At 66.2% G+C, this 25306-nt stretch carries 27 protein-coding genes; 9 read left to right on the top strand and 18 right to left on the bottom strand.

Annotated features, from left to right (window positions below):
* The first annotated feature begins 59 nt into the window (after nt 1-59).
* Genes JVX90_RS17710 through JVX90_RS17700 form a run of 3 tightly spaced genes read left to right on the top strand, consistent with a single transcriptional unit; the run spans nt 60 to nt 2297 of the window.
* Nucleotides 60-1022: a PDR/VanB family oxidoreductase gene (locus JVX90_RS17710; protein WP_240193945.1), complete on the top strand. Its 963-nt coding sequence runs from the start codon at nt 60-62 to the stop codon at nt 1020-1022.
* 10 nt (nt 1023-1032) lie between these two features.
* Entirely contained in the window at nt 1033-1266 is a 234-nt protein-coding gene (locus JVX90_RS17705; RefSeq protein WP_205329982.1) for a recombinase-like helix-turn-helix domain-containing protein, read from the top strand.
* Nucleotides 1263-2297: an aromatic ring-hydroxylating dioxygenase subunit alpha gene (locus JVX90_RS17700; protein ID WP_205329981.1), complete on the top strand. Its 1035-nt coding sequence runs from the start codon at nt 1263-1265 to the stop codon at nt 2295-2297. Before JVX90_RS17705 ends, JVX90_RS17700 begins: the two co-directional genes overlap by 4 nt.
* A 67-nt stretch (nt 2298-2364) precedes the next feature.
* Here JVX90_RS17700 and JVX90_RS17695 read toward each other — a convergent pair whose 3' ends face one another.
* Together JVX90_RS17695 and JVX90_RS17690 are read right to left on the bottom strand one after the other, a co-directional pair.
* On the bottom strand, nt 2365-2904 hold the full coding sequence (locus JVX90_RS17695) for a MarR family transcriptional regulator (protein ID WP_205329980.1): 540 nt from the start codon (nt 2902-2904) through the stop codon (nt 2365-2367).
* Between the two features lie 41 nt (nt 2905-2945).
* Nucleotides 2946-3311 carry a RidA family protein gene (locus tag JVX90_RS17690; RefSeq protein ID WP_205329979.1) on the bottom strand — a complete coding sequence of 122 codons (366 nt, stop codon included), beginning with the start codon at nt 3309-3311 and terminating at the stop codon, nt 2946-2948.
* Between the two features lie 166 nt (nt 3312-3477).
* Between JVX90_RS17690 and JVX90_RS17685 the strand changes: the two genes are divergently transcribed.
* Nucleotides 3478-4335 (top strand): SGNH/GDSL hydrolase family protein, encoded by an 858-nt coding sequence (locus JVX90_RS17685; RefSeq protein WP_205329978.1) that lies wholly within the window; start codon nt 3478-3480, stop codon nt 4333-4335.
* A gap of 3 nt (nt 4336-4338) precedes the next feature.
* Here JVX90_RS17685 and JVX90_RS17680 read toward each other — a convergent pair whose 3' ends face one another.
* Nucleotides 4339-4794, bottom strand: coding sequence for a MarR family transcriptional regulator (locus tag JVX90_RS17680; RefSeq protein WP_205329977.1), 456 nt, complete (start codon nt 4792-4794; stop codon nt 4339-4341).
* A gap of 104 nt (nt 4795-4898) precedes the next feature.
* Between JVX90_RS17680 and JVX90_RS17675 the strand changes: the two genes are divergently transcribed.
* Nucleotides 4899-5288, top strand: a complete 390-nt coding sequence (locus tag JVX90_RS17675; RefSeq protein ID WP_205329976.1) for a DUF5313 family protein — start codon at nt 4899-4901, stop codon at nt 5286-5288.
* 15 nt (nt 5289-5303) lie between these two features.
* On the opposite strand, the gene JVX90_RS17670 is transcribed toward JVX90_RS17675, so the two are convergent.
* The 6 genes from JVX90_RS17670 to JVX90_RS17645 are packed head-to-tail and all read right to left on the bottom strand — an operon-like array spanning nt 5304 to nt 11073.
* The gene (locus JVX90_RS17670) at nt 5304-6167 is read right to left on the bottom strand and encodes a MaoC family dehydratase N-terminal domain-containing protein (protein WP_205329975.1); all 864 of its coding nucleotides are present in this window, start codon (nt 6165-6167) and stop codon (nt 5304-5306) included.
* Nucleotides 6167-6910 carry a 3-oxoacyl-ACP reductase FabG gene (fabG, locus tag JVX90_RS17665; protein WP_205329974.1) on the bottom strand — a complete coding sequence of 248 codons (744 nt, stop codon included), beginning with the start codon at nt 6908-6910 and terminating at the stop codon, nt 6167-6169. The genes JVX90_RS17670 and fabG overlap by 1 nt, the downstream gene beginning before the upstream one ends.
* Nucleotides 6911-6916: 6 nt before the next feature.
* The gene (locus JVX90_RS17660; RefSeq protein WP_205329973.1) at nt 6917-7555 is read right to left on the bottom strand and encodes a TetR/AcrR family transcriptional regulator; all 639 of its coding nucleotides are present in this window, start codon (nt 7553-7555) and stop codon (nt 6917-6919) included.
* Entirely contained in the window at nt 7542-8738 is a 1197-nt protein-coding gene (locus JVX90_RS17655) for an acyl-CoA dehydrogenase family protein (protein ID WP_205329972.1), read from the bottom strand. Before JVX90_RS17655 ends, JVX90_RS17660 begins: the two co-directional genes overlap by 14 nt.
* 8 nt (nt 8739-8746) lie before the next feature.
* Complete coding sequence (locus tag JVX90_RS17650) at nt 8747-9904, bottom strand: CoA transferase (RefSeq protein WP_205329971.1); 1158 nt, start codon at nt 9902-9904, stop codon at nt 8747-8749.
* Entirely contained in the window at nt 9901-11073 is a 1173-nt protein-coding gene (locus tag JVX90_RS17645; protein ID WP_205329970.1) for an acyl-CoA dehydrogenase family protein, read from the bottom strand. Before JVX90_RS17645 ends, JVX90_RS17650 begins: the two co-directional genes overlap by 4 nt.
* Nucleotides 11074-11249: 176 nt before the next feature.
* On the opposite strand from JVX90_RS17645, the gene JVX90_RS17640 reads away from it, so the two are divergent.
* The 3 genes from JVX90_RS17640 to JVX90_RS17630 all read left to right on the top strand — a co-directional run bounded on the left by JVX90_RS17640 (nt 11250) and on the right by JVX90_RS17630 (nt 15001).
* Entirely contained in the window at nt 11250-11948 is a 699-nt protein-coding gene (locus JVX90_RS17640) for a hypothetical protein (RefSeq protein ID WP_205329969.1), read from the top strand.
* Entirely contained in the window at nt 11948-13957 is a 2010-nt protein-coding gene (locus JVX90_RS17635) for a YhgE/Pip domain-containing protein (protein ID WP_205329968.1), read from the top strand. Before JVX90_RS17640 ends, JVX90_RS17635 begins: the two co-directional genes overlap by 1 nt.
* 117 nt (nt 13958-14074) lie before the next feature.
* A complete protein-coding gene (locus JVX90_RS17630; RefSeq protein WP_240193944.1) occupies nt 14075-15001 on the top strand; it encodes a hypothetical protein in 927 nt (308 codons plus the stop codon).
* 58 nt (nt 15002-15059) lie between these two features.
* Here the strand turns inward: JVX90_RS17630 and rnhA are convergent, their stop codons facing one another.
* Genes rnhA through JVX90_RS17610 form a run of 4 tightly spaced genes read right to left on the bottom strand, consistent with a single transcriptional unit; the run spans nt 15060 to nt 17305 of the window.
* A complete protein-coding gene (gene rnhA, locus JVX90_RS17625; protein ID WP_008376994.1) occupies nt 15060-15518 on the bottom strand; it encodes a ribonuclease HI in 459 nt (152 codons plus the stop codon).
* 22 nt (nt 15519-15540) lie between these two features.
* Nucleotides 15541-15873, bottom strand: coding sequence for a DUF202 domain-containing protein (locus JVX90_RS17620; RefSeq protein ID WP_205329967.1), 333 nt, complete (start codon nt 15871-15873; stop codon nt 15541-15543).
* Entirely contained in the window at nt 15870-16397 is a 528-nt protein-coding gene (locus JVX90_RS17615; RefSeq protein ID WP_205329966.1) for a DUF1697 domain-containing protein, read from the bottom strand. Before JVX90_RS17615 ends, JVX90_RS17620 begins: the two co-directional genes overlap by 4 nt.
* A gap of 14 nt (nt 16398-16411) precedes the next feature.
* Nucleotides 16412-17305, bottom strand: a complete 894-nt coding sequence (locus tag JVX90_RS17610; RefSeq protein ID WP_205329965.1) for a LysR family transcriptional regulator — start codon at nt 17303-17305, stop codon at nt 16412-16414.
* Between the two features lie 91 nt (nt 17306-17396).
* Between JVX90_RS17610 and JVX90_RS17605 the strand changes: the two genes are divergently transcribed.
* Nucleotides 17397-18407 (top strand): DMT family transporter, encoded by a 1011-nt coding sequence (locus tag JVX90_RS17605; protein ID WP_205329964.1) that lies wholly within the window; start codon nt 17397-17399, stop codon nt 18405-18407.
* A gap of 153 nt (nt 18408-18560) precedes the next feature.
* On the opposite strand, the gene JVX90_RS17600 is transcribed toward JVX90_RS17605, so the two are convergent.
* The 5 genes from JVX90_RS17600 to JVX90_RS17580 form a co-directional block, all read right to left on the bottom strand.
* Entirely contained in the window at nt 18561-20447 is a 1887-nt protein-coding gene (locus JVX90_RS17600) for an ABC transporter ATP-binding protein (RefSeq protein WP_205332479.1), read from the bottom strand.
* Between the two features lie 29 nt (nt 20448-20476).
* Nucleotides 20477-22210, bottom strand: coding sequence for an ABC transporter ATP-binding protein (locus tag JVX90_RS17595; RefSeq protein WP_205329963.1), 1734 nt, complete (start codon nt 22208-22210; stop codon nt 20477-20479).
* A gap of 52 nt (nt 22211-22262) precedes the next feature.
* The gene (locus JVX90_RS17590) at nt 22263-23054 is read right to left on the bottom strand and encodes a family 1 encapsulin nanocompartment shell protein (protein ID WP_205329962.1); all 792 of its coding nucleotides are present in this window, start codon (nt 23052-23054) and stop codon (nt 22263-22265) included.
* A 40-nt stretch (nt 23055-23094) separates the two neighbouring features.
* Complete coding sequence (locus tag JVX90_RS17585) at nt 23095-24102, bottom strand: Dyp-type peroxidase (RefSeq protein WP_205329961.1); 1008 nt, start codon at nt 24100-24102, stop codon at nt 23095-23097.
* A 105-nt stretch (nt 24103-24207) separates the two neighbouring features.
* Nucleotides 24208-25170: an alpha/beta hydrolase family protein gene (locus JVX90_RS17580; protein WP_205329960.1), complete on the bottom strand. Its 963-nt coding sequence runs from the start codon at nt 25168-25170 to the stop codon at nt 24208-24210.
* Between the last annotated feature and the right edge of the window lie 136 nt (nt 25171-25306).

Genomic DNA, 25306 nt, shown 5'->3' with positions numbered 1-25306 from the left:
CTAAACTATTCACTACTCAGTTAAATGCCCGCTGCGGGCCCGCTCGGAAAGGTCGAGCAATGAACCTGGACACCGGAACGATGGAACTTCTCGTCCGCTCGATGCGGTGGGAGGCCGACGGAGTCGTGTCGGTCCACCTGGAGGACGTAGCGGGCGGCTCACTGCCCGAGTGGACTCCCGGCTCCCACATCGACATCCATCTGGGGAAGGGCCTGGTCCGCCAGTACTCGCTGTGCGGCGACCCGTCCGACAAGACGAAGTATCGGATCGGGGTGCTCCGCGATCCAGCCACCCGAGGCGGCTCACGCTATGTCCACGACGATCTGCGTCCCGGCCACCTCGTGTCGGTCAGTGCACCGCGGAACAACTTCGAGTTGCTCGCCGCGCCGAAGTACGTGTTCGTCGCGGGAGGCATCGGCATCACCCCGATGCTCCCGATGATCGCGCAGGCCCACCGCTCGGGCGCCGAGTGGGAACTGCACTACGGCGGTCGGAGTCGAGAGACGATGGCCTTCGTCGGAGAGCTGCAGGCCTACGGCGAGAACGTGTCGGTCGTCAGTGAGGATCGGGAAGGCGTCCTCGACCTGGACGCGCTGATCGGCGAGCCGCGACCCGACACGCTCGTGTACACCTGCGGGCCGGAGGGACTTCTCTCCGCCGTTGAACAGCGCGGGCAGGCGTGGGACGCCGAGACGATCCGGCTCGAGCGGTTCAAGCCGAAGGCTCGTGCAGAAGACGACGAGTCGGGGGCCGACACCGGATTCACCGTCCGCTGCGACGCATCCGACGTCACCGTCGAGGTCGGACCCGACGTCGCCATTCTCGACGCCCTCGAAGGGGCGGGTGTCGACGTCCCCAACTCGTGCCGTGAGGGCATGTGCGGGAGCTGCGAGACTCGCGTCCTGCGCGGAGTCCCCGACCACCGCGACTTCGTCTTGTCGACCTCCGAGCAGGAGAGCGGCGCAACCATGATGATCTGCGTCTCGCGCGCACAGTCCGAAGAATTGGTACTCGATCTCTAGGAGGAGCTCGATGAGTCTGTATCTGGTGCCTGATCAGGCACGTGTAACCGATCCGACGCCGTACGAGTCTCGACTCGCCAAGGCGATCGAACAGGTCTTCGGCGACGGGGGACACACCCTCGAAGCCCTCGTCGAAGGCCTCAATCAGATCGGCATCGTCAGTCCTGACGGCACGCCGTGGTCGCAGGAGTCGTTCCAGGTCGAGATCGCTCGACTCGCGAATTCAGGAAACGGAGGCCGATGATGGCCCGCGTCTACAGCCCGGGCGCTCTGTCCGCCGACGACATCTTCGCCACCGGAATGCGTGACCAGTGGCACGCCGTGTGCCCGTCCGACTGGATCGAACGGGGCGCCATCCGGAAGCTCGAACGGCTCGGGGAGCAGTGGGTGCTGTTCCGACAGTCCGACGGCGAGGTGCGAATGCTCGCCGATCGCTGTCCCCACCGTGGTGCGCCGTTGTCGCAGGGCATGCACCTCGGCGACCGCATCGCCTGCCAGTACCACGGCGTCCAGGTGGGCGGCGACGGAACCGTGCTCGCCGTGCCCGGCATGCCGGGCTGCAACCTCGAAGGGAAGAAGCTGGTCAGGAGCCTGCCGATTCGCGAAGTCGGCGGAGCGATCCTGGCCTGGTTCGGGACCGATCCCGAGGCCGAGCCGGGACCTCTCGAGGTCCCCGAGCGGCTCAGCGACGACGGCATCTCCGCGTTCCTCTGCTATGTGGAGTGGGATGCGCCGTGGCGCTTCGCGCTGGAGAACCTTCTGGATCCGATGCACGGAGCCTTCCTTCATCACGAGTCGCACTCGATGGCGGGCGGCGCCACCTCTGCGCGGTTCCGCATCCGGGAGACCGACCGCGGCTTCTTCTTCGAGAAGACCGACCAGCGCGGTGTGAACTTCGACTGGGTCGAGTTCTGTCGGACCGGCGTCGACTGGGTCGATCTGGAGATCCCGTACCCGGCCACGGCGGGTCCCGGCGGATCGTTCGGCATCGTCGGGATGGCGACGCCGATCGACGCGAACAAGACGGCGACGTTCTTCTGGCGATACCGCAGGGTGAGCGGCTGGGAGCGAGACGTCTGGCGGTTCCTCTACAGGACCACGCTGGAGGCCCGCCACTGGGCAGTGCTGGAGCAGGACCGCATCATGCTCGAACACATGGCGCCGGACGCCGACCAGGCCGAGAACCTCTACCAGCACGATCTCGGCGTGATCCGTCTGCGCCGCATGTACCGGAATCAGGCCGAAGAGCAGGCGAAACGACTCGCCGACGCGTGACGAACAGGAGACGGCGCGGCCGCCGGGAGTGATCCCGGCGGCCGCGCCGTTGTTGTCGGTCGAACCCTCAGGCGGAGTCGGGCTCGTCGAGCCGGTTCTCGGCGTCGCGGATAGACGACTCCAGCGCTCGGAGCAGACGAGCGAGCTGCCGCTGATCTGTCTCGTTCAGCCCGTCGAGCAGGACGAGTTCGTTCTGGAAGTGGGCGGTGGCCGCGTCGTCGATCACCCTGAGTCCGGTCGTGGTCAGGCAGACGTAGACCACTCGCCGGTCGTCGGCGTCGCGCTGACGTTCCACCAGGCCGGTCTTCTCGAGCCGATCGACACGAAGCGTCACTCCGCCCGTCGTGACGAGCATGGTGCGGGCCAGCTCCGTCGAGGTCATGCGGAACGGCGGGCCCGATCGGCGGAGTGCGGCGAGCACGTCGAACGACGCGGTGTTCAGGTCGTACTGGGCGAACAGCGTCGACATGGACGACTGATAACGCAGGTAGGTGCGATGAAGCCGGCCGAAGACCTCGAGGGCCGACACGTCCAGCGCCGGGCGTTCCTGCGCCCACTGCGCGATCGCATGGTCGACCGCGTCCGGTGGTAGGTGATGCTCGGGCACTCGCTCATCCCTTCGGGTCGTGATGTCGGCCGACGCTTCGATCACGAGTGGTCGGTGGTGACGGCTATGGCGTCGATCTCCACGGTCGCACCGTACGGAAGCGCACTCACTTCGAGGAAGGTGCGGGCAGGCCTCGGAACGGCGAAGAGACGCTCGAACTGCCGGTTCGCTTCTTCCCGCAACGAGAGGTCGGTCACGAAGTAGGTCAGTTTTACCACGTCGGAGAGTGCCGCCCCGGCGGTGGCCAGTCGGTCGCTCATTCGGTCGACGGCCGCGTCTAGCGCCTCGTCCCGGCCGGAAACGGGCTGGTAGTCGACGTCGACCGATAGCGCTCCGGAGACGTAGACGTGGTCGCCCGCCCGGTATGCCGGGCTGTACGGGTGATTGGCTGAGGTGGCTGCGGTCATGTCGCTCTCGTTTCGATCGGGGATGCTTTCTTTAGTTTAGTCCTCAACTACTTGATTGCAAGGTTCTTCGTCGACATGCCGGCCGGACTGGGCCCTGTTGCCAAAAGGAGATCTGCGTTACAGTTCGTGAAAATTGTCGATCAATCGATCTACAGGAGATGGTGTGATGCGGAGCCGACTCTCGACGCTGCTCGGAGTTGCAATGGCGGCGGTGGTCGTCGCGGGTGGACTGGTGCCGGGAGACGCCCGCGCCGAGGAGATTCGCTACGTCAACCTCGGCGACAGCTATTCGGCCGGTTCTGGAGTGCTTCCGCCGGCACTGGGCTCCTCGCTCCTGTGTCTCCAGGCGAACGACAACTTCGCGCACCTGCTCGCACGGAAGAACCGGTATCGGCTGACCGACGTCAGCTGTGGAGGCGCGACAACTGACGACTTCTTCACCTCGCAGAACAGTGACGTGAAACCGCAGCTCCGCGCTCTGAATCGGAACGTCGACGTCGTCACCTTCTCGATCGGCGGCAACGATGAGAACGTTTTTGCGGGAACGGTCATGAAGTGTGTGATCGCCGGCGTCAAGGCGGGGATGAAGGGCTCGCCGTGTGAAGACCAGAACTCGACGGCCGTGCTGAAGACGATTCGCGACAAGACGTTCCCGAAGTTGGTTCGGGCGATGAGTGCTGTGCGAGCCGCCGCGCCGAATGCGAAGGTGCTCGCGCTGAACTACCCGTGGATCGCGCCGGACTCGAACACTGTGTGCCCCGGCATGCCCGTCGCTCCCGCCGACGGAAAGTTCACGCATCGGGTGCAGGTGGAGTTGAACGACGCGATCGCACGAGCCGCCGCGCAGACGGGTGTGACGCTCGTTGACGTCGCGGCGGCGTCAGCCGGGCATGACGCGTGCAAGCCCGTGGGTGTCCGATGGGTTGAGCCGCTTCTGACCACTGTCCAGCCGGTGCCGGTGCATCCGAATGCGCTCGGCGAGCGGAAGATGGCAGAGGTCGCCGCTCGGGTTCTCAAGGGTTGACGCTCACCCCTGGTCTGCGCGTAAGGCGGCGGCGTTGACCTTGGTCAGCACGGCGTGAAGTTCTTCGAGGTCGGACAGGTCGACGCCGAGTGCGTCGACGACCTGCCCAGGGATGCTCAGCGCTTCTTCTCGTAAGGCTGCGCCCGCGTGGGTGAGGAGGATCTCGACGATTCGTTCGTCGTCGATGTTGCGTCGGCGAGTGATCAGCCCGCCGGCCTCGAGGCGCTTGAGGAGTGGCGACAAGGTTGCCGAGTCGAGCTGCAGGAGTCGTCCGATGTCTTTGACCGGCAAAGGGGAGTCTTCCCAGAGCGCGAGCATCACCAGGTACTGGGGATGTGTGAGTCCGAGGGGGTCGAGGACTCGGCGGTAGATCTTCAGCACCGACCGATTGGCGACGGCGAGCGCAAAACAGACCTGCCGATGCAGTTCGAGGGGATTGCCGTCGATCACAGTGCTCATGGACACAGACTAGCCCGAATTGATCGTGCACTATTGAATCGCGCATTGATTCGTGCAATATTCAATAGCGCACTACTTGAATCGACGTCTGTGAGGACCCGGAGATGAGCGCTCGCCCGAACCCGCTGCAGTGGATCGCCTACGCGTACGGAGCGAAGCTTCCCGAGACACAGCACGACTGGGTCCTCAACGATCTGACAGGTCGTTTCGCCACCCCGCGGCACCTGATCCGAGCGCAGTTCTGCTTCCTTCCGATCTACCTCGCGTTCTATTTCGGGTTCGGCGGCGACTGGTGGATTCGGGCGCTGATGGTGCTGCTGGCGGCGATTCTCGCCTTCGTCTACTCGGTGTCGTACAAGGACCAGAACCGCGTTCGCAGACTCCAACAGCACGGGCTCGGGAACTCACCGCTCACCCAACGGCAACGTGCCGACGCCGCCGTTGCGAAGCAGAAATACGAAGCCGTCTACGCGGCTCGTCGCGAGGCGCACTGACCGGCGGGACCACGGTCAGGGGAAGGCGATGTCGATGCTGGTGTGCGGTCCGGCATCGAGTCCGCCCGGCCCGATAAGCGCGACAGTTCGGCCGTTCGCGGTGTCGCTAGGGCGCAGCCACGCTTGCTGGCCGCAGAACAGCGGTGCCGAGTTCCGATGCGTGATCCGGGCGATCGCACGATCGCTCGACAGTCGGTGGGCCTCGGCGAGGGCGAGTGACATCAGTGGTCCGTGCACGACGAGGCCTGGGTATCCCTCCACACCTGTCGCGTACGGCCAGTCGTAGTGGATGCGGTGCGCGTTGGCGGTAGCCGCGGAGAACCGCATGAGCAGTGTCGGGTCGGTACGGAAGTCGAAGCCCCCGTCGTGCGCCGTGAACGGTGCACCGCCGGGGACGAGATCACTCGCCGAACCTGCGGGTGGACGCGGATCCGCGATCCTCGACGCCTCCCGATAGATGAGGTTCTGTGTCTCGACGACTGCCGGTTCGCCCGCGGGAGTGTGCAGTGTCGTGACCACGGTGACGATCGTGAACCGACCGCTGCGACCGTCTTTCTCCGCGACGTCGACCACCCGGGACTCGCGTGCGGTCGTATCGCCGATGCGAAGCGGCGCGTGGAAGTCGACAGAGCCGCCGGCGAACATTCTGCGAGGCAGTTCGATCGGCGGGAGGAACGATCCCCGGAAAGGGTGACCGTCAACGCTGATCTGCGATGACCGCGCCCATCGGGCCAGCGCGACCCAGTGCCAGAGGGGCGGCAGGTGATCGCCGACGGAAGGAGTGGGCAGACCGTCGTCGAACAGCGCGGCCAGCGCGGCGACCGGAGCCGGGTCGATGCACTCGTCGGTGGTGACGGTGTGCGGCTCCCACTTGGACATCACATGTATCGTCCGCCGGTCACTTCGAGCACGGTCCCCGTCATGTACGAGGAGAGGTCGGAGGCGAGGAAGGCGGCGACGGACGCGATCTCCTCGGGTTCGCCTGCGCGAGCCATCGGGATCTCGGCCATCTTGGCGTCCCAGATGCGCTGGGGCATCGCCTCTGTCATAGCCGTGCGGATCAGCCCGGGCTGGATGCAATTGACCCGAACGCCGAGGTAGGCGATCTCCTTCGCGGCTGCTTTGGAGAGTCCGACGATGCCTGCCTTTGCCGCGGAGTAGTTGGTCTGGCCCGCGAGTCCCACCTTGCCCGAGATCGAGGAGAGATTGACGATCGACCCGGCCTTCTGTTCGCGCATGTGAGCGGCTGCGGCGCGCGTCCCGTGCCAGACGCCCTTGAGGTGGACGTCGATGACCTGATCGAACTCGTCCTCGGTCATCTTCCGCATGGTGGCGTCGCGGGTGATGCCGGCGTTGTTGACCATGACATCGAGTGATCCGAACGTCGTCACGGCGGTGTCGACGAGCCGCGCGACGTCGTCGCCGGACGTGACGTCGCACGCGACGCCGACTGCGGTGCCGGAGTCGGCGAATGATGCCGCTGCCGATTCAACCTGCTCGGCATTGAGGTCACCGAGGACCACGCGAGCGCCTTCGTCGACGAATCGTCGCGCGATCGCGAGGCCGATGCCCTGGGCCGCGCCGGTGATGACGACGGTCTTTCCTGTGAGGAGAGCGGTCATGGGTGTTCAGTCCTGTTCGGTTGATGGGTGGAGTCCGGCGAGGATCAGCCGGTGCATCACGTCGACGGTGTCGGCGGTTGAGGTCTTGATGGCGGCGGGCCATTTGGTGATCTGTTCGGATGTGTGGAAGACGAACATGTGCAGTATGCGCGGGTCGATGTCGGACCGGATCTCACCTGACTCGGCAGCGTCGCGGACCAGGGACGCCCAAAACTCGGAGAACTGCTCCAGCGCCGGGCGGAGACGGTCGCGCATCTCCTTCGGGACGTCCCGGTAGTTGCGGATGTGGGCGGCGGACATGTTGCCGACGTCGATTCGGACCCGAATGAAGCTGCGCACCGCCGCGGACAGCCGTTCACCGGGCGTCGCGGTCGCCGGCAGGTCGTCGACGGCGCTGTACACCGCTCGGTGGACCAGTGCTCCTGCTTCGTCGAGAGCGGCCTCCACCAGTTCGTCCTTGGACCCGAAGTAGTAGTAGAGGCTGCCGATCTGCATGCCTGCCTCATCCGCGATGGCCGACAATCTGGTGTGCCCGAAACCGGTCTCGGCGAGAACCTTCGCTGCCGCGGTGATGATGCGAGCGCGAGTGGTCTCCGACTTGGACTGTCGACGCCCGGGTGTCGCGACTGGATCAATGGTCGCCATACATCTCCAGCAGTCGGCGTCCGATGATCATGCGTTGGATGTCGGCGGTTCCTTCGCCGATCAATAGCATCGGCGCCTCGCGGTAGAGGCGTTCGATCTCGTACTCCTTCGCGAAGCCGTAGCCGCCGTGTATCCGGAACGCGTCCTCGACTACATCGCGGCAATACTCCGACGCGAGGTACTTGGCCATCCCGGCCTCGAGATCGTTGCGTTCACCTGTGTCTTTGATGCGAGCGGCCCGAACCACCATCTGGTGCGCGGCTTCGACCTTGGTGCCCATCTCGGCGATGCGGAACAGGACGGCCTGATGCTGGGCGATCGGTTTGCCGAACGTCTCGCGCTGTTGGGCGTACGAGGTGCCGAGTTCGAACGCGCGGTGTGCGACGCCGACGGCCCGCGCCGCGACATTGACGCGCCCCACCTCGACCCCGTCCATCATCTGGTAGAAACCGCGACCGGGTTCGCCGCCGAGGATCTCGGCCGCGTCGATCGAATAGTCGTCGAAGAGGAGCTCGGTGGTGTCGACACCCTTGTAGCCCATCTTGTCGATCTTCCCTGGGATGGCGAGTCCGGGCGCGACCTCGCCGAAGCCGGGAGTCTTCTCGATCAGGAAGGTCGTCAGATTCTGGTGTGGGCGGTCCTTGCCCTCGGGGGTGCGGACGAGGACGGCGACGAGCGACGAGGTGCCGCCGTTGGTGAGCCACATCTTCTGCCCGTTGATCATGTACCGACCGCTGTCGTCCGGGGTGGCGGTGGTCGTGATCGCGGCGACGTCGGATCCGAGAGCGGGTTCGGACATCGAGAAAGCGCCGGTGAGTTCCCCCGCTGCGAGACGTGGCAGGTACTTGTCCTTCTGTTCCTGTGTGCCGTGCTGCTGCAGCAGGTAGGCGACGATGAAGTGAGTGTTGATGATGCCGCTGACACTCATCCATCCGCGGGATATCTCCTCGACCACCAGCGCGTAGGTCAGCAGAGATTCGCCGAGCCCGCCGTACTGTTCGTCGATGGTCAGTCCGAAGATGCCCATCTCCTTCATCGCCGCCACGATGTCGGTCGGGTACTCGTCGGCGTGTTCCAGCTCGGTCGCGACCGGCAGGATCTGACTGTCGACGAAGTCGCGGACGGTGGACAGGATGTCGCGCTGCACGTCGGTCAGGTCGGCTGTTGCACACAGCGAGCTCATGGGGTTCCTCATGTCTCGTCCAGAACGGCGTCGGTGTCGGCACCGAGTGCGGGCGCCGGGCGGGTTCCGCTGTACCGATCGTCGAAGCGGATCGGGGAGCTCGCCGAGATCACCGGACCGATTCCCGGTTGATCGAGTTCAACGAGCACCGGATTGCTCGCCGGGTCGGTAAGGAACTCCCCTGCAGCCTCCCCCATGGTTCGGTAGCGGCCCCACAGGACGCCTGCCCCGTCCAGCGCGGAGCGCACCTGGGCGGTGGTCCGTTCGGCGAACCAGCCGCGAAGGACTGCCTCGATCACGTCCCGATGCCGGTAGCGACTCTCGTCGGTGGTGAAGTCGGCGTCGAGGGCGTCGGCGACGGCGGCGAGTGCGGCGGCCTTCCCAGTCGCGTCTCCGAGAGCAGCCCATTGGCGAGGTGTCAGCGCGGCGATCATCACGCGGCCGCCGTCGGACGTGGCGAAGTCGACGCCGAACGTCCCGTACAGGTGGTTGCCGTGTTTGCCTCGGTCGCCGACCTCGGTGGCCTCGGTGAGCCACCCCATGCCCGCCACCGCCGCGGTGGCGACGTCGGCGAGGGCGATCTTCACCAGGGAGCCCTCGCCGGTCCGGTCGCGCCGGCGGACGGCGGCGAGTATGGCGACCACGGCCTGCTGACCTGCGATGAGATCCCATGCCGGGAGCACGCTGTTGACGGGGTCCGCAGAGTCTGCCGGGCCGGTGAGATCGGGGACGCCGATCTCCGCGTTCACCGTGTAGTCGACTGCGGCACCGCCGTCGGACCGTCCTTCGATGCGGACGGAGATCACGTCGGCGCGGCGTTTGCGGAGCTCGCCGTAGTCGAGCCACTGTCGGCCGACGGCGTTGTCGAGGATGATGCCGGCATCGGCGCCGGGTGCGGTGGCCAGGTCGAGGAGCCGTTCGCGACCCTCGTCGCTCCGGACGTCGAGTGTGACCGAGCGTTTGCCGCGGTTGAGGGCGGTCCAGTAGAGACTGTCGTCGGATCGCCGGGAGATCGGCCACCGATGGAAATCGACGTTGCCGCCGATCGGGTCGACGCGGATCACCTCGGCGCCGAGCTGGGCGAGGGTCATGCCCGCACTCGGGCCCGCGACGAAACTCGCGAACTCGACGATGCGCAGGCCGGCGAGGGGACCGGTCGCTGTCATGCTCCGGCGGCCTTCTTGGCCTGTTTGACGAGGCCTCCGCCGATGATGAGCCGCTGGATCTCGCTGGTGCCCTCGTAGAGTCGCAGTAGTCGGACGTCGCGGTAGATGCGTTCGACGGGCATCTCGCGCATGTAGCCCGATCCGCCGTGGACCTGAACGGCCGTGTCGGCGACTCGGCCGACCATCTCGGTGCAGAAGAGCTTGGCGACAGACGGCGCGAGGCGGCGGTCCTCTTCGCCGACCCACTTGGCCGCCGCGTCGCGGACGAGAGCCCGCCCGGCCATCACGTCCGTCTGCATGTCGGCGATATGCGCCTGGACCAGTTGGAAGTCGCCGATGGGCGTGCCGCCCTGGGTGGTGACGGCGACATGTCGGAGGGACTCGTCGAGGGCACGCTGTGCCGAGCCGACGGCGAGCGCCGCGATGTGCACGCGTCCGCGGGCGAGGGAGATCATCGCGGCGCGGTAGCCGGTGTCGACGTCACCGCCGACCAGCGCGGAGTCCGGCACACGGACTCCGCTGAACGCGACGTTCGCAGTCCACGCGCCCTGTTGGCCCATCTTCTCGTCGTGGTTCGCGACGGACACGCCCGCCGAGTCCGCGGGTACGAGGAACACGGCGATACCGGGCCCGGACGCGTCGGCGGGGCGGGTGCGGGCGAAGGTCACGAACAGGTCGGCGTTCGGCGCGTTGGTGATGAAGCACTTCTCACCGTCGATGATCCAGTCGCCGTCGTCCTGTTGGGCCGCCTTGGTGCGCAGGCCGGCGGGGTTCGACCCGGCGCCCGGTTCGGTGAGCGCGAACGACGCGACGACGTCGCCCGACGCGATCTTCTCGAGCCACTGCGACTTCTGCTCGTCGGTGCCGAAGTTGACCAGGACCTGCCCCGCGATGCCGTTGTTGGTGCCGAAGGTCGAGCGCAGAGCCAGTGCTGTGTAGCCGAACTCCATCGCCAGTTCGACATCCTGCGCGAGGTCGAGCCCGAGGCCGCCCCACTCCTGCGGGATGGCGTAGCCGTACAAGCCCATGTCCTTGGCCTGCTGCCGGATGTCGTCCGGGATCGAGTCGGTGTCGGCGATCTCGCGTTCGCGGGGGATGACCCGTGTTCGGATCCACTCGCGCACCGAGTCGAGGATCGGTGCGAAGTCGTCGGGGCTCACGTCGGCCATGTGCCGCCTATCTCTGGAAATCTACTAATCCTTTAGAAAATGGACTCTACATCGCCCTCGGAGCGCCCGCCAGGCCGATTCGTGACCGCCGCCACCGCAATTCTGACAACGTCTGTTCGCACACTCTGAGGCCGGTCTGAATCGTGACCTGGGTGTTTGAGCACTAGTCTCCAGACATGACCATCGCTGACCAGCCGGCAGTCGTCGCCCGCGGAATCACACAACGGGGTCCGTGGGGACCGGTCTACGGCCCGATCGACCTCGACGTCCCGACGGGCGGGCTCACCGTGCTGCGTGGACCTGCCGGATCCGGCCGCACCGCCCTGCAGATGACGCTTGCGGGTCGCATGAAGATCAAAGGCGGCGACCTGTCGGTGTTCGGACACTCGGGGGCGAAGCGGATCTTCCGGCTCGCCGGGCTGGCGGCCGTCGACGAACTCGACGCCGTCTACAACGCGGTGCGTGTGGTCGACCTGATCACCGAGCAGATCCGGTGGGATGCGCCGTGGTACCGGCTGATCGGCAAAGCGGGGGTAGGCGACCTCGAACGCCTCGGCCGCCCGGTGTTCGGAGATCTCCCGCTCCCTGAGCTCGACGAATACGTCGACGACTTGTCCGAACTCGATCGGATGCTGCTGCGGATCGCGCTCGCGAACACGAAGCGGCCCCCGTTGCTGGTCGTCGGAAGCATCGACCAGGTGACGAGCGACGTGAATCAGCGGGTCCTGGTGCGACGCCTCGCTCACCTCGGTGAAGCGCAGACGGTGATCACGTCGACCGTCAACCCGCTGCCCGACGACCTCGGTCATCGCCTCGTCATCGATGTCCCGAACCTGACGCACGACGAACTCACTTCCGGGGAAGGGAAGCGCTGATGTTGGCTGGAATGTCCCTCGGGACCGAGCTCAAGCGGTACTCGAAAGGCGCGATGCCCCGCATCGCGATCGTCACCGTCATCCTGATGCCGCTGCTGTACGGCGCGATGTACCTGTGGGTGTTCTGGAATCCGTTCGACGAGGTCGCCAAGGTTCCTGTCGCACTGGTCAACGAGGACGCGGGGGCGTCGGCCCAGGGGAAGACGTTGAACGCGGGAGAGCAGGTGGAGACCGAACTCGTCGCATCGGGCCAGCTCGGCGTCCAAGTGACGGATGCGGCGGACGCGTCGGACGGGTTGGCTCATGGTCGCTACTACTTCACGATCACCATCCCGAAAGACTTCAGCTCGTCGATCGCCTCGGCGACCACGAAGAATCCGCACAAGGCACAGGTCGACTTCCAGTTCAACGACGCCAACAGCTATCTCGCCGGGATCATCGGCCAGAATGCGGCGGCGCAGGTCACCGCGACCCTCAACGACAAGATCGGCCAGCAGGCCGTCGACCAGGTGCTTGTTGGGCTCACCACCGCCGGTGCGGGTCTGACCAAGGCCGCCGACGGCGCCGATCAACTCGCCACGGGTCTCAAAACGGCGGACGACGGCGCGCAGAAGCTGGCGTCCGGCGCCGACGAACTGGCCGCCAACATGGTGACCGCGCGGGACGGTTCGGCGAAGCTCGCGGACGGTGCGGGTCAGCTCGCGGACGGCATCAACTCGGCTGCCGAGCCGTTGAAGGCCACACTCGCGCAGGTCGCGAGTTCGGGGATCAAACCCACGCAGTACGCGTCCGACGCCGCTCGCCTGACTCGGGACATGTCGAGTGTGCTCGACGTTGTCGGACAGGTCGGAGCAGGGCAGTCGCAGGCCGAGCGTGCGTTGACCGGGGTGATGACTCAGTTGCGCAACAGCAGGGACCCGAACGCCCGCGCCCTCGCGAACTCGCTCAAGCCGGTGCAGACGTTCCTCAAGACGCAGGGCGTCGATCCGTCCACCACACAACGTGTCGACAATCTGTCGCAGCAGTCGCACGCGCTGTCGCAACAGTTGGGCGACAAGAACTCCGGGCTCTACGGGATGCTGGCGATGCTCGAGAACGGCCAGCTCGCGGGCAAGTTGGGGCAGCTCACCGACGGCGCGAATCAGCTGAAGGACGGGTCGGCCGCGCTCAACTCGGGCCTGATCCAGCTCACCGACGGAAGCAACCGTCTGGCGACGGGTGCCGCGCAACTCGCGGACGGTACGCCGAAGCTCTCCGCGGGCGCCGATGAACTGTCCAAGGGGCTTTCGGACGGCGTCAAGCAGATCCCCGACTTCGGTGACGATGCGCAGCGTCAGAAGACGGCTGCCAACCTGTCCCAGCCCGTTGTGCTGAACGAGTTCACGCACAACAAGGCTCCGACGTTCGGTGCGGGCTTTGCGCCGTTCTTCCTCCCACTCGCCATGTTCATCGGCACGATCATCATCTGGATGATGATCAAGCCGCTGCAGGCGCGTCCGGTGGTCAATGGCCTCGGTGGCCTCCGCGCGATCCTCGCGTCGTACTGGCCGGCCGTTCTGATCGCGATCGCCCAGGTGGTCGTCATGTTCCTGGTCGCGCACTTCGCGGTCGGCCTCGATCCCGCACACCCGCTGGGCATGGTCGGCTTCATGCTTCTCGTCTCCGCCGCATTCCTGGCGTTGATACAGATGTTCAACTCGGTGCTCGGCGTCGCCGTCGGACGAGTGGTGTCGTTGGCGTTCCTGATGGTGCAGATCGTCGCGTCCGGCGGCATATATCCGGTGGAGACGACGGCGAAACCCGCGCAGATCCTGCACCCGTACGACCCGATGGGCTATGCCGTCACCGGCATGCGGCAGCTGATATCCGGCGGCGTCGACCACCGCCTCGGCATCAGCGTCGCCGTCCTCGCCGGCGTCATGCTCGGCAGCCTCGCCATCAGCTCCTGGGCCGCGAGACGGAACAGGCAGTACACCATGGAACAGCTCTACCCGCCGATCCAGGTATAGACCCTTAACCTGTCGTTTGGTGTCAGCCTGTGCCACTAAACGACAGGCTAGACGGCGACGCCGTGCCTGTGGACAACGGTGTTTACCGATCCGTCCTCATTTGCCACGATTCGGGCTGTGGCCACGACCGCCGATCTGAACATTGCCGACGTCCTCTCGATGCAGGACGGCGTCATCGCGCGCCGGCAGTCCATCGGCTGCGGGTACACGCCGAACGACATTCGCCGCCTGATTCGGCGGCGTGACTGGACAGTGGTGTTCGCAGGTGTCTACGTCAATCACACCGGACCGCTCACGTGGCGTCAGCGAGCGTGGGCGGCGGTGCTCGATTTGTACCCGGCCGCGCTCGGCTTCACGTCGGTGCTCCCCAATGCAGGCGCGACGATCCACGTTGTGGTCGCTGACGATCGGAAGTTCACGAAGCGGCCTGGCGTTGTGGTCCATCGCCGATCGAACCTCGAGGAAGCCGTCGCGTGGAATCTGCAGCCGCCTCGGTTGCGTGTCGAAGAGGCGGTGCTCGACGTCGCATCGGCTGCGGCGTCGGAGATCGACGCGATTGCGGTGCTCGCCGATGCGGTGAACGCTCGCGTCACGACCGCTCAACGACTTCTCGCTTGTCTCGCTAAGCGAGGCCGCTATCGTCGCCGCGCCTTCGTTCGTGACGTGCTGACAGACATCGCTGCCGGCACATGCTCGGTGCTTGAGCATCGCTACCTCACCGACGTGGAACGGCCGCACGGCCTTCCGGCTGCGATCCGGCAGGCCCCGACGACTGCAGGGCGAAAAGGCTACCGGGATCTGGACTATCCGGACGCTGGAGTCGTCGTCGAACTTGACGGATGGCGCTTTCACAACAGTGCACGTGACCGGGACGCAGATATGGAACGGGATCTAGACGCCGCTGTCAGCGCGAAGCGTCTCACGTTGAGGCTAGGTACAGGGCAGGTGATCGGCCGACCGTGCGCTACGGCCGCCAAGGTGGCGCGCGCCCTGTCCGAGCGCAGCGCACTGACATCGTTCCACACGTGCCCGAAGTGCCGCTAACCTGCCGTTTGGTGTCATCTGGTGACACCAAACGGCAGGTTAGTTGTGTTGAAGCTGTTCAGCCCTTCAGGGCCCGGGCAGCGGAGGTGGCGAGGGTGTCGGCGATCTCGTTGTACTTGTCTCCGGCGTGGCCCTTGACCCAGCGCCATTCGACGGTGTGTTTGTCCTCGGCGTCGATGAGGTCCTGCCACAGGTCGGCGTTCTTGACGGGCTGCTTTGACGCCGTCTTCCAGCCGTTGCGAACCCAGCCCGCGACCCACTTGGTGATGCCGTTCCGGACGTAGCTCGAATCGGTGTAGAGGATCACCGTCGACGGGCGAGTGAGCGCGTTCAGCGCTTTGATCGCCGCCATCAACTCCATCCGGTTGTTGGTCGTGTCGGGTTCGGAACCGGAGATCTCCTTCTCGACGTCGCCGTACCGGAGGATCGCGCCCCAACCGCCGGGGCCCGGGTTGCCGAGGCACGCACCGTCGGTAGAGATCTCGACAGTCTTCGCGGAGGAGTCGGGTGCGCTCATGATGGACCAGATTACCGGGCGGTCATCGGGCGACGGCGAACACGACCGACAGCACCACGAAGGCGCCGACGAGCAGCCAGATGCCGACTGGTCCCGGCATCGGTCCGCCGTCGGACAGTGCCCGCGTGACACGCTGCCATCGCCACGCGCCGACGGCGGCCGACGCGCCGCCGAGCAGGACCAGCGCCACTCCGAGTGTCGTCTGCAGCGCAGGCGAGGCGAAGTCGCCGACCACATGCAACACGGCGACACCGGCAGCGAGGAGGCCGAGCGCGGTCCGCAACCACGCGAGCAGGGTCCGTTCGGCGGCCATCGTGAAGCGGGCGTCGACCGACCCCGGAGGCCGCTCGGTCACGCCCGAGCCCGTTCGACGAGCATCGCGGACGTCCGCAGATTCCGACCGGTTCCGGTGACGCCCAACAGTTTCGCGATCTTCGCAGGAGTGAGCTTCGTGGTGCCCGCGCCCTCCGGGTAGTCGATGTGCAGGTCGGCGCCGATCACCGCGAACCGCTCACCGCCGCCGAAGTCGGTTTCACAGAATCTCTCCGCCGCATCGGCGTCGGGCGAACCGGTCAGGAAATAGATGTGCGCATGCTTGCGGCCGACGAACGGAGACGCTGCGAGCGCGGCGGCGACCTCGTCCGGCGTCCGACTGATCACTTCGCGGAAGTATCCGAACTCGTCGGAGATCGCCTGTTCGAGCGCGCGGTCGAACGCTTCCGGTTCCCCCGGCGGCGTGCACAGCAGGTTGCCGGACGCGATGTACGTCGACACGTCCGTGGCGCCGAGATCGGACGCGATCGAGCGAAGCCGTTCCATCGGAAGCTTCGCGCCTCCGACGTTCACGGCGCGGAGCAGGACGATGCGCGATGCGGGCATGTCTCGACGGTAGTTCACCCTCGGGCGGCGTGTGCGAGCGCCGAACGGAAAGCACGGATCGAGGGATGGCCAGAGCGCCCGGCCCGAGCCGCCGTGTACAGGCGGCGATGTGGATCGCCGGGCAGGGACGAGAGTCGCGTTCCGTGCAGGTGCGCGTCGGCGATCAGCGACGGAAGCAGTGCGACGGCGTGACCGCTGCGGACCAGATGCGCCTGAAGGAGCGGATCCGGTGTGTCGAAGCGGACGTCCGGTTCGAAGCCAGCCGACCGGCACACATCGCGCGACCATGCTCCCATCGCCAGGTCCGCCGGGTCGAGAGCCCACGGGGCGTCGGCCAGCTGCGTCACGTCGGCGGGCAGGTCGGCGAGCGGACCGTGGGACGGCATCGCCAGCAGCAATGGATCCCTGAGGAGGTCCTCTCGGTCGATTCCGGAGCGAATCTCGTGGGGGCCACCCGGGAACTCCTCGCCGAGGACGACGTCGAACTCGTGCGCGAGCAGTCCGCTGCTGCCGAGAGCTTCGTCGCGCTGCGTGATCTCGACCTGCAGTCGTGGATGCCGCTCCGCGAGCAGAGTGAGCGCTGCGGGCGCGAGCTCGAGCACAACCGACTGGAACGACGCGACACGCAGGACTCCTCTGACCTCGGGCTGTGCTGCCGCCAACTCCGACTCCGCGAGCTCGAGACGCGCGAGAATCGCCTCCGTGTGCCCGACCAGGGTGATCGCCTGGTCGGTCAGGCGGACGCCGCGACCGACCTTCTCGAGCAGTTGGACCCCGGCTTCCTTCTCGAGTTGGGACAACTGCTGCGAGACGGCCGACGGCGTGTACGAGAGGGCGTCGGCGACGGCTGCGAGCGTTCCGCGCAGGTGCAGTTCGCGGAGCACTCGCAAGCGTGCGACGTTCAGCATTTCCGCTCCTCGAATCCATCAGAACTACTAACGATTATCCGCCAGAGACATTCGCTGGACTGATCGTATCGCTGGGCGAAGAGTAGATCTCGTGAACACGAAGGTTGGCGAGGCTCGCACGGGTGCGGCAGTGGCGATGATCATCGGATCGTGCGTGTCGTTGCAGTTCGGGGCGGCGATGGCCGTGCACCTCTTCGACGACGTCGGCTCCTGGGGTGCGACGCAGCTGCGGCTGACGATCGCGGCACTGGTGCTGGCCGCGATCACCCGACCGAGAGTCCTCCGGTGGGAGCGATCTCAGTGGCGTGCCGTCGCCGCATTCGGCGCTGTGCTCGCCGCGATGAACGGTTCGTTCTACGCCGCCATCGACCGCATCCCGCTCGGCACCGCCGTCGCCATCGAGTTCCTCGGACCGCTCATCCTGTCGGCGGTGCTGTCGCGCCGTCGCACCGACCTGCTGTGGGTCGGTCTGGCGTTCGTCGGCATGATGCTGCTCGGTGTGGACAGTGTGCTCGGCGCGTCGTCGCTCGACCCGACCGGTGTGTTGTTCGCACTGCTCGCGGGACTCTTCTGGGCCGGCTACATCCTCGCGGGCGCCAAGGTGAGTGCCCGCGTGCCGGGTACGGGTGGTCTCGCCGCGGCGCTGGTGATCTCGTCGATCGTGCTGCTGCCGATGGGCGGGGCCGCAGCCGCGCCCGCATTCGGCGACTGGCGTCTGCTCGCGCTCGCCGCGGGCACCGCGCTCCTGGGCTCGCTCATCCCGTACTCGCTCGAGCTGAATGCCCTGCGCCGCCTGCCGAAGAACGTGTTCGGCGTCCTGCTGAGCTTGGAGCCGGCGATCGCCGCCGTCGCAGGGTTTGCACTGCTCCACCAACCGATCGGCGTCCTCCCGTCCCTCGCCATCGCGTCCGTCATAGCCGCGAGCATCGGAACGACGATGAGCGCCGCAACAGACAGCACACTCTCGAGAGGGGAGCGACGCAGCCGGAAGAAGGCACCACAACGAGGTCAGCGGGCGGAGACGTCCGCGGAGCCCTCCGCAGCGCGCGAGCCGATAGGCGAGCCCGCGAGGACTGCCGAAGTGGACGTCTCCGCCCGCTGACCGGGTGGGACGGGGACGCCTTTCGACTCGCTTCGCTCGCTCAAGGAGCAGTGGGGAGAGCGCGCCCGAGGAGCAGTGGGGAGAGCGCGCCCGAGGAGCAGTGGGGAGAGCGCGCCCGAGGAGCAGAGCAGGGGCGCGCTCGCAGGGGGCGGGTTAGGTGACGGCGGCGGAGAACTGGGCGGAGTAGAGGCGGAAGTAGGCCCCTTCTGCTTCGAGAAGTGATTCATGCGAACCCTGCTCGACGATGTGTCCGTCCTCCATGACCACGATGACGTCGGCGTCGCGGATCGTCGAGAGGCGGTGCGCGATGACAAAGCTGGTGCGGTCGGCACGCAGGTTGGCCATCGCCTTGCCGATGAGGAGTTCCGTGCGGGTGTCGACGGAACTCGTCGCCTCGTCGAGAATCAGCACCGTCGGCTTGGCGAGGAAGGCGCGCGCGATCGTGATGAGCTGTCGTTCACCTGCGGAGACGCCGCCGCCCTCGTCGTCGAGCACGGTGTCGTAACCGTCGGGCAGTGTCCTGACGAAGTGGTCGACGTGACTTATCCGGGCCGCTTCGAGGACCTCCTCGCGGCTTGCAGTGGGATCACCGTAGGCGATGTTGTCGTAGATCGTCCCACCGAACAACCACGAGTCCTGCAGCACCATTCCGGTGCGTTCCCGGAGGTCGTCGCGTGACATGTGCGAGGCGTCGACGCCGTCGATCCAGATGGTTCCCTCGTCCACCTCGTAGAACCGCATGATCAGGTTCACCAGGGTGGTCTTGCCTGCGCCGGTCGGTCCGACGATGGCGACTGTGTCGCCTGCTTCAGCGGTCAGGGACAGGTTCTCGATCAGCGGACGATCGTCGACGTACCGGAACGAGACGTCGTCGAACACGATGCGTCCGCGACTGGTCTCCGGCGACTCCGGCTTCGCGGGGTCCGGGGTCTCTTCGGGCTCGTCGAGGACGGAGAAGATGCGTTCGGCCGATGCGACGCCGGACTGCATCAGGTTGAACATCGACCCGATCTGGGTGAGCGGCTGCGTGAACTGCCGGGAGTACTGGATGAACGCCTGCACTTCACCGAGGCTGAGCTGGCCGGACGCCACACGCAGACCACCGACGACGGCGACGGCGACGTAGTTCAGGTTCCCCAGGAACATGATGGTCGGCATGATGATGCCGGAGATGAACTGGGCGCGCCACGACGACTCGTAGAGCGCGGTGTTGCGTTCGTCGAAGTCGGCTTCGACCGCTTCTCGACGGCCGAACGCCTTGACGAGCTCGTGGCCGGTGAAGGCCTCCTCGATCTGTGCGTTGAGCGCGCCGGTGGACGACCACTGGCCGATGAAATGCGGCTTGGAGCGCTTGGCGATCATGCCTGTCGCGATCGCCGCGATCGGGACGGTGGCGAGAGCGATCAGCGACAGCAGCGGTGAGATGCTCAGCATCATCACGAGGATCGCGATCACCATGAGCACCGAGTTGAGCAACTGGCTGATGGTCTGCTGCAACGACTGCGAGAGATTGTCGAGGTCGTTCGTCACGCGGCTGAGGAGATCGCCGCGCTTGGACTCGTCGTAGAACGACAGCGGAAGGCGATGGATCTTGGCCTCGATGCGTCCGCGCAGGTCGGTGATGGTGGAGACGACGACCTTGTTCAGCAGGTACGCGCCGAGCCAGCCGAACAGCGCCGACGCCACGTACAAGGCCAGGACGATCGCGAGGATCCGTCCGACGGCGCTGAAGTCGACTCCGTGGCCCGGTACGACGTCCATCGCGGACACCATGTCGGCGAACGTGTCGTGGCCCGACTGGCGGAGCCCCTCGACGGCCTGGTCCTTGGTGAGACCGGCGGGCAACTGCGATCCGATGACGCCGGAGAACAGTTCGTCTGTGGCGTCACCGAGGACCCTCGGCGAGTACGCGTTGAGTGCGACGGAACCGATGATCGACACGACGATCACGGTCATCATCGTCCGGTACGCGCCGAGGTGGCGCACCAGACGCTTCAGCGACGGGCCGAACGAGTGGGCCTTCTCCATCGACGGCGTCATTCCGGGTGGGCCGGCTGCTCCGGGGCGGGTCACTGTGCAGCTCCGATCGACAGCTGAGATTCGGCTATCTCAGCGTAGGTGGGACACGACTCCAGCAGTTCGTCGTGTGTTCCGATGCCGACCACGGTTCCGGCGTCGAGGACGACGATCTGGTCGGCTCCGGTGATCGTCGAGATGCGCTGCGCGACGACGATCATCGCGGAGTCGCGCGTGGCGGGCACCAAGGCGGCGCGCAGTCGAGCGTCGGTGGTGAGATCAAGGGCCGAGAACGAGTCGTCGAACACGTACACGGCAGGGCGGCGGACGAGCGCGCGCGCGATCGCCAACCGCTGTCGTTGCCCGCCCGAGACAGTGGTGCCGCCCTGCGAGATCGCTGTGTCGAGCCCGTCGGGCATGGCCCGGACGAAGTCCGCGGCCTGTGCGACGGTCAGCGCCTCCCACAGTTCGTCGTCGGTCGCGTCGGGCTTGCCGTGCCTGAGGTTGGTGGCGACTGTTCCGGAGAAGAGATACGGCCGCTGGGGGACGACGCCGATGCCGGACCGCAGCAGGTCGGGATCCTGTTCGCGGACGTCGACTCCGCCGATGCGCAGCACTCCGCCGGTCGTGTCGAGCAGGCGCGGGATCAGATTCACCAGCGTCGTCTTGCCCGATCCGGTGGAGCCGACGATCGCCGTCGTGGTGCCCGGCGCGGTGGTGAACGACACTCCGCACAAGACCGGTTCGGCAGCGCCCGGGTACCGGAACTCGACGTCGTCGAACTCGACGACCGCCGGGTCGGCGGTCTGCTCCTTCGACACCGCGGGAGAGTGCACCGAGGACTCGGTGTCGAGGACTTCGCAGATGCGTTCGGCGCACACACCGGCGCGTGGGGCCATCATCGCGAGGAACGACGCCATCATCACCGACATCATGATCTGCATGACGTAACTGATCATCGCCGTGAGCGATCCGATCTCGACGGTGCCGTCGTCGACGGCATGTCCACCGAACCAGAGGACGGCGATCAACGTGAGGTTGGTGATCAGCATGACCGCGGGGAACATCAGCGCAGTCATCCGGCCGACCCTCAGCGTCGCATCCGCGAGATCGTCGTTGGCGACACCGAACCTCTGCGTCTCGTACCGTTCGCGGACGAACGCCCGGACCACGCGGATTCCGGTGATCTGCTCGCGCATCACGCGATTCACGTTGTCGATGCGTTCCTGCATCGAACGGAACGCCGGGATCATGCGGCCGATGATCAGGCCCATCGTGATCCCGAGGACGGGGACGGCGACAACAAGAACCCAGGAGATCGGGAGCGCGACGTGCATGCCCATCGCGATGCCGCCGATGCCCATGATGGGAGCGGTCACCAGGATGGAGATCGACATGACGGCCAGCAGTTGCACCTGCTGCACGTCGTTCGTGGTGCGTGTGATCAACGACGGTGCGCCGAAGTGTCCGACCTCGCGTGCGGAGAACTCGTTCACCCGATGCAGGAGGTCGTGGCGCATGTCGCGGCCCGCGCCGAGTGCGGCCTTCGCGCCGAAGTACATCGCCGCGACCGAGCACACGATCTGCACGAGCGACACGAGCAGCATCCACCCGCCGGTCGACAGGATGTATCCGGTGTCGCCTGCCGCGACACCACGGTCGATGATGTCGGCGTTCAAGGTGGGGAGATAGAGCATCGCCGCGGTCGCCACCAGTTGGAGGGCGATCACGGCGATGATCAGACTGCGGTACTTCGTCAGGTACATGCGAAGGAGTCGGATCAGCACTCGATCGACCCTACGCACTCACCGGCGTCATGGCACTTCGAAATTCGTCTCCTCAGGTGAGTGCGACGGCTGCCTCATCGGTGTAGTTCAGGTAGGTGAACGACTCGGTGAAGTACAGATTGACGACATCGGCGTCGTGCGAGTCGTAGCCGATGGACACGTCCTGGCCGATGGTCAGCTCAAAATCACCGCCGCGGGTCGACACCAGGTATCCGCCGCTGATGGCGGGCGCCCACACGATCTCGCCGTCGACCAGGAGCCGCCGCAGGTGCTCGCGGATCGGGTAACCGTGGTTGGACGTCTCGTTCACCAGCGCGAACAGGTCGGCGGACAGGGCGAGCGAGTAAGGACCGTCGACGGATGCGAGACGGAGCGCGTTGATCGCCTGGCTGAGAGCCTCCGGGTAGTCGCGGACGTCCTCGGGCAGCGCGATCTTGGTGGCGCCCGCCGACATGCCCGAGATGTTCGCGGCCGGGTACCCGGAGAAGATCGCCCGGTCCTCGGCGTGTGCGAGATCTCGGGCCGCGTTGACCACGGGGTCCCAGTCGGAGTCGGCGGCGCCGCGCTCCACATCGTCGATCGCTTCACGGGTCACGGTGAACGGGACCTTCAGCTCAACGAGCGGCTGCGCGTTGCGCAGGTACGCCTGGATTCCGTCGGAGGGGGCGTCGATCTTGGTGCGGTGGCCGATGGTCACCGAGTCGGTGTCGAGGCCGAGCGGGCCCTTCACATCGACCAGGCGGCGGCCGGCGACGTTCCGCTTGAAGGAGCGGGTGGCCTCCTCCTCGATCTCGGCCCAGGCGGCGCTCGAGATCGGCGCGAGTTCGCGGTGCAGATTGGTCATGGGGTGTTGTCCTTTCAGTCCGGCGTTCACTTCGGTGGGGTCAGCGGAGCGATCCGATGCCGAGCGATCCGTCGGATGGTCCGACGGTCGTGGGCTGTTCGGCGGGTTCGGCCTCGGGTGCGGGCGGCAGGTCGGCGAGGAACTCGGCGGTCGGTGCGAAGAACTGCGTTCCGGTGACCGCGGTGGTGAAGTCGAGCAGCCGATCGTGATTACCGGGCGGATCGCCGAGGAACATGTGGCGCAGCATCTCCTCGGTGATCGCCGGGGTCTTCGAGTAGGCGATGAAGTACGTGCCCTTCACCCCGTCGCCTGCGATGTCGCCGTACGGCATGTTGTCGCGGACTATGTCCTGCGGTTTGCCGTCGACGTCGGGGAGGTTCGTCAATGCCGTGTGGGCGTTCGACGGTTTGGTGTCGTCGTCCATCTCGACGTTCTCGAGCTTGCTCCGTCCGATCGCATCCTCCTGATCGGAGGTCGGCAGTGCATTCCACTCAGCGAACTCGGTGACGTACCGCTGCACGGCGACGTAGCTGCCGCCCGCGAAGTCGGGGTCCTGCTCGGGGGCGACGGTGATCGCGGAGACCGCGTCCGGCCCGTTGGGGTTCTCGGTGCCGTCGACGAATCCGATCAGGTCGCGCATGTCGAAGTACCGGAAGCCGTGCGTCTCGTCGACGGTGGTGACGGCTTCGCCGAGCTGCGCAGTCCAGAGCCGTCCGACCTCGTAGGCGAGGTCGGCGCGGTCGGACTTGATGTGAAGCAACAGATCGCCGGGGGTGGCGGGCGCGGTGTGGACCTCACCGGTCAGTTCGACGAACGGATGGAGTTCGGCGGGGCGCGGCCCGGTGAAGAGTCGGTCCCACGCATCCGACCCGATCGCGACGACCGCGCACAGCGTGGCATCCGGAACGCGCGACGACACGGTGGTCACGATGCCCGCGAGGCCTTCGAGCGCGTCACGCGCGGCATCCTCCCCGCCCTCGTCGACTGTCACCACCAGGAACACCGCCGTCGGCGTTTTACTCGTCAGAATGTGCTGTCCGGTACCCACTCGTCTACCCTAGCCCGGCCTGCCGACTCCAGTGCTGACACGCCGACGGCCGGCGACCCACAAGGGGTGCCGGCCGTCAGTTTCCGCTCGACGAGCGGGGAGAGATCAGAAGAAGGCGGGGCGGAAGGTCGAGGCCCACGACTCCTTGAAACGTGCCTGCCAGTAATCCCACCAGTGCGCGCCGTCGGGAGAGATGTGCGTGGTGAGGCGGACGCCGGGGACCGTCGCGAGACGCGCGATGTACAGCTGCGAGCTGGTCGACGCGGCGACCTCGAGCGGAACCATCTGAGCGAACTTGGTCGCGTTGAAGTTCGGGCTGCCCGGGGTGAGCGACGAGTCGTACTTGGAGCCGACGCCGGTGCCCGAGGAGACGTACACGCGGTGGCCGGCGAGGTTGCCTGCAGTCAGGAACGGATCGTTGGCGGCCCACTCGCCTGCGGGCCAGACACCCCACATGTTGACCGGGTTGCCGCCCATCTCCATGACAGAGGCCTGGATGCCCTGGCCGAAGCCCGGCATGGTGACGGTCGGGTAACCGGAGTACGAGGCGACGGCCTTGTAGAAGTTCGGGTGGCGCGATGCGAGGTTCAGCGCTGCGGTGCCCGACATCGACAGGCCTGCGACACCGTTGCGACGGTTGTCACTGCCGTGGTTCTTCTTCATGTACGCGGGGAGTTCCCGAGTCAGGAAGGTCTCCCACTTGTTGAGGCCGAGCTTAGGGTCGCGGCGCTCCCAGTTCGTGTAGAAGCTGCCGCCGCCGCCGAACGGGATCGCGACGTTGGTGCCCTTGCCGACCATGAACTTGTCGACGTTGGTCTCGATGAGCCAGCCGCTGTTGTGCTTGGGGGCACGCAGACCGTCCAGCAGGTAGAGGGTCGGCTTCGACTTGCCTGCGCCGCCGTCGATGATCTTGACGGGGACGCTGCGATGCATCGCGGCGGACCAGACGTTCTCGACGACGCCCGCGGCCTGAGCCTGCGGTGCGGGAGTGACGACAACGGCCGCGGTGGCAGCCGTGGCCAGTGCGAGCACACCGGCAGTCAAGCGCTTACGGGCGCTGGAGAGCATTCGGTTTTCCTTTTCGTCTGCGACGGCCGAAGCCGCCGGAAGATCGTAATCAAGGGACTGAGACCGGCCCGATCCCCCATTCGGTCGTTCAGCGTAATCTAATCGTGATGGTGTGTCCAAAGCGGAGACATGGTTC

Origin of the sequence: Gordonia sp. PDNC005 (genome assembly GCF_016919385.1) — a bacterium.
Lineage (GTDB): Bacteria > Actinomycetota > Actinomycetes > Mycobacteriales > Mycobacteriaceae > Gordonia.
This window is presented reverse-complemented; position numbering and strand designations above follow the sequence as displayed.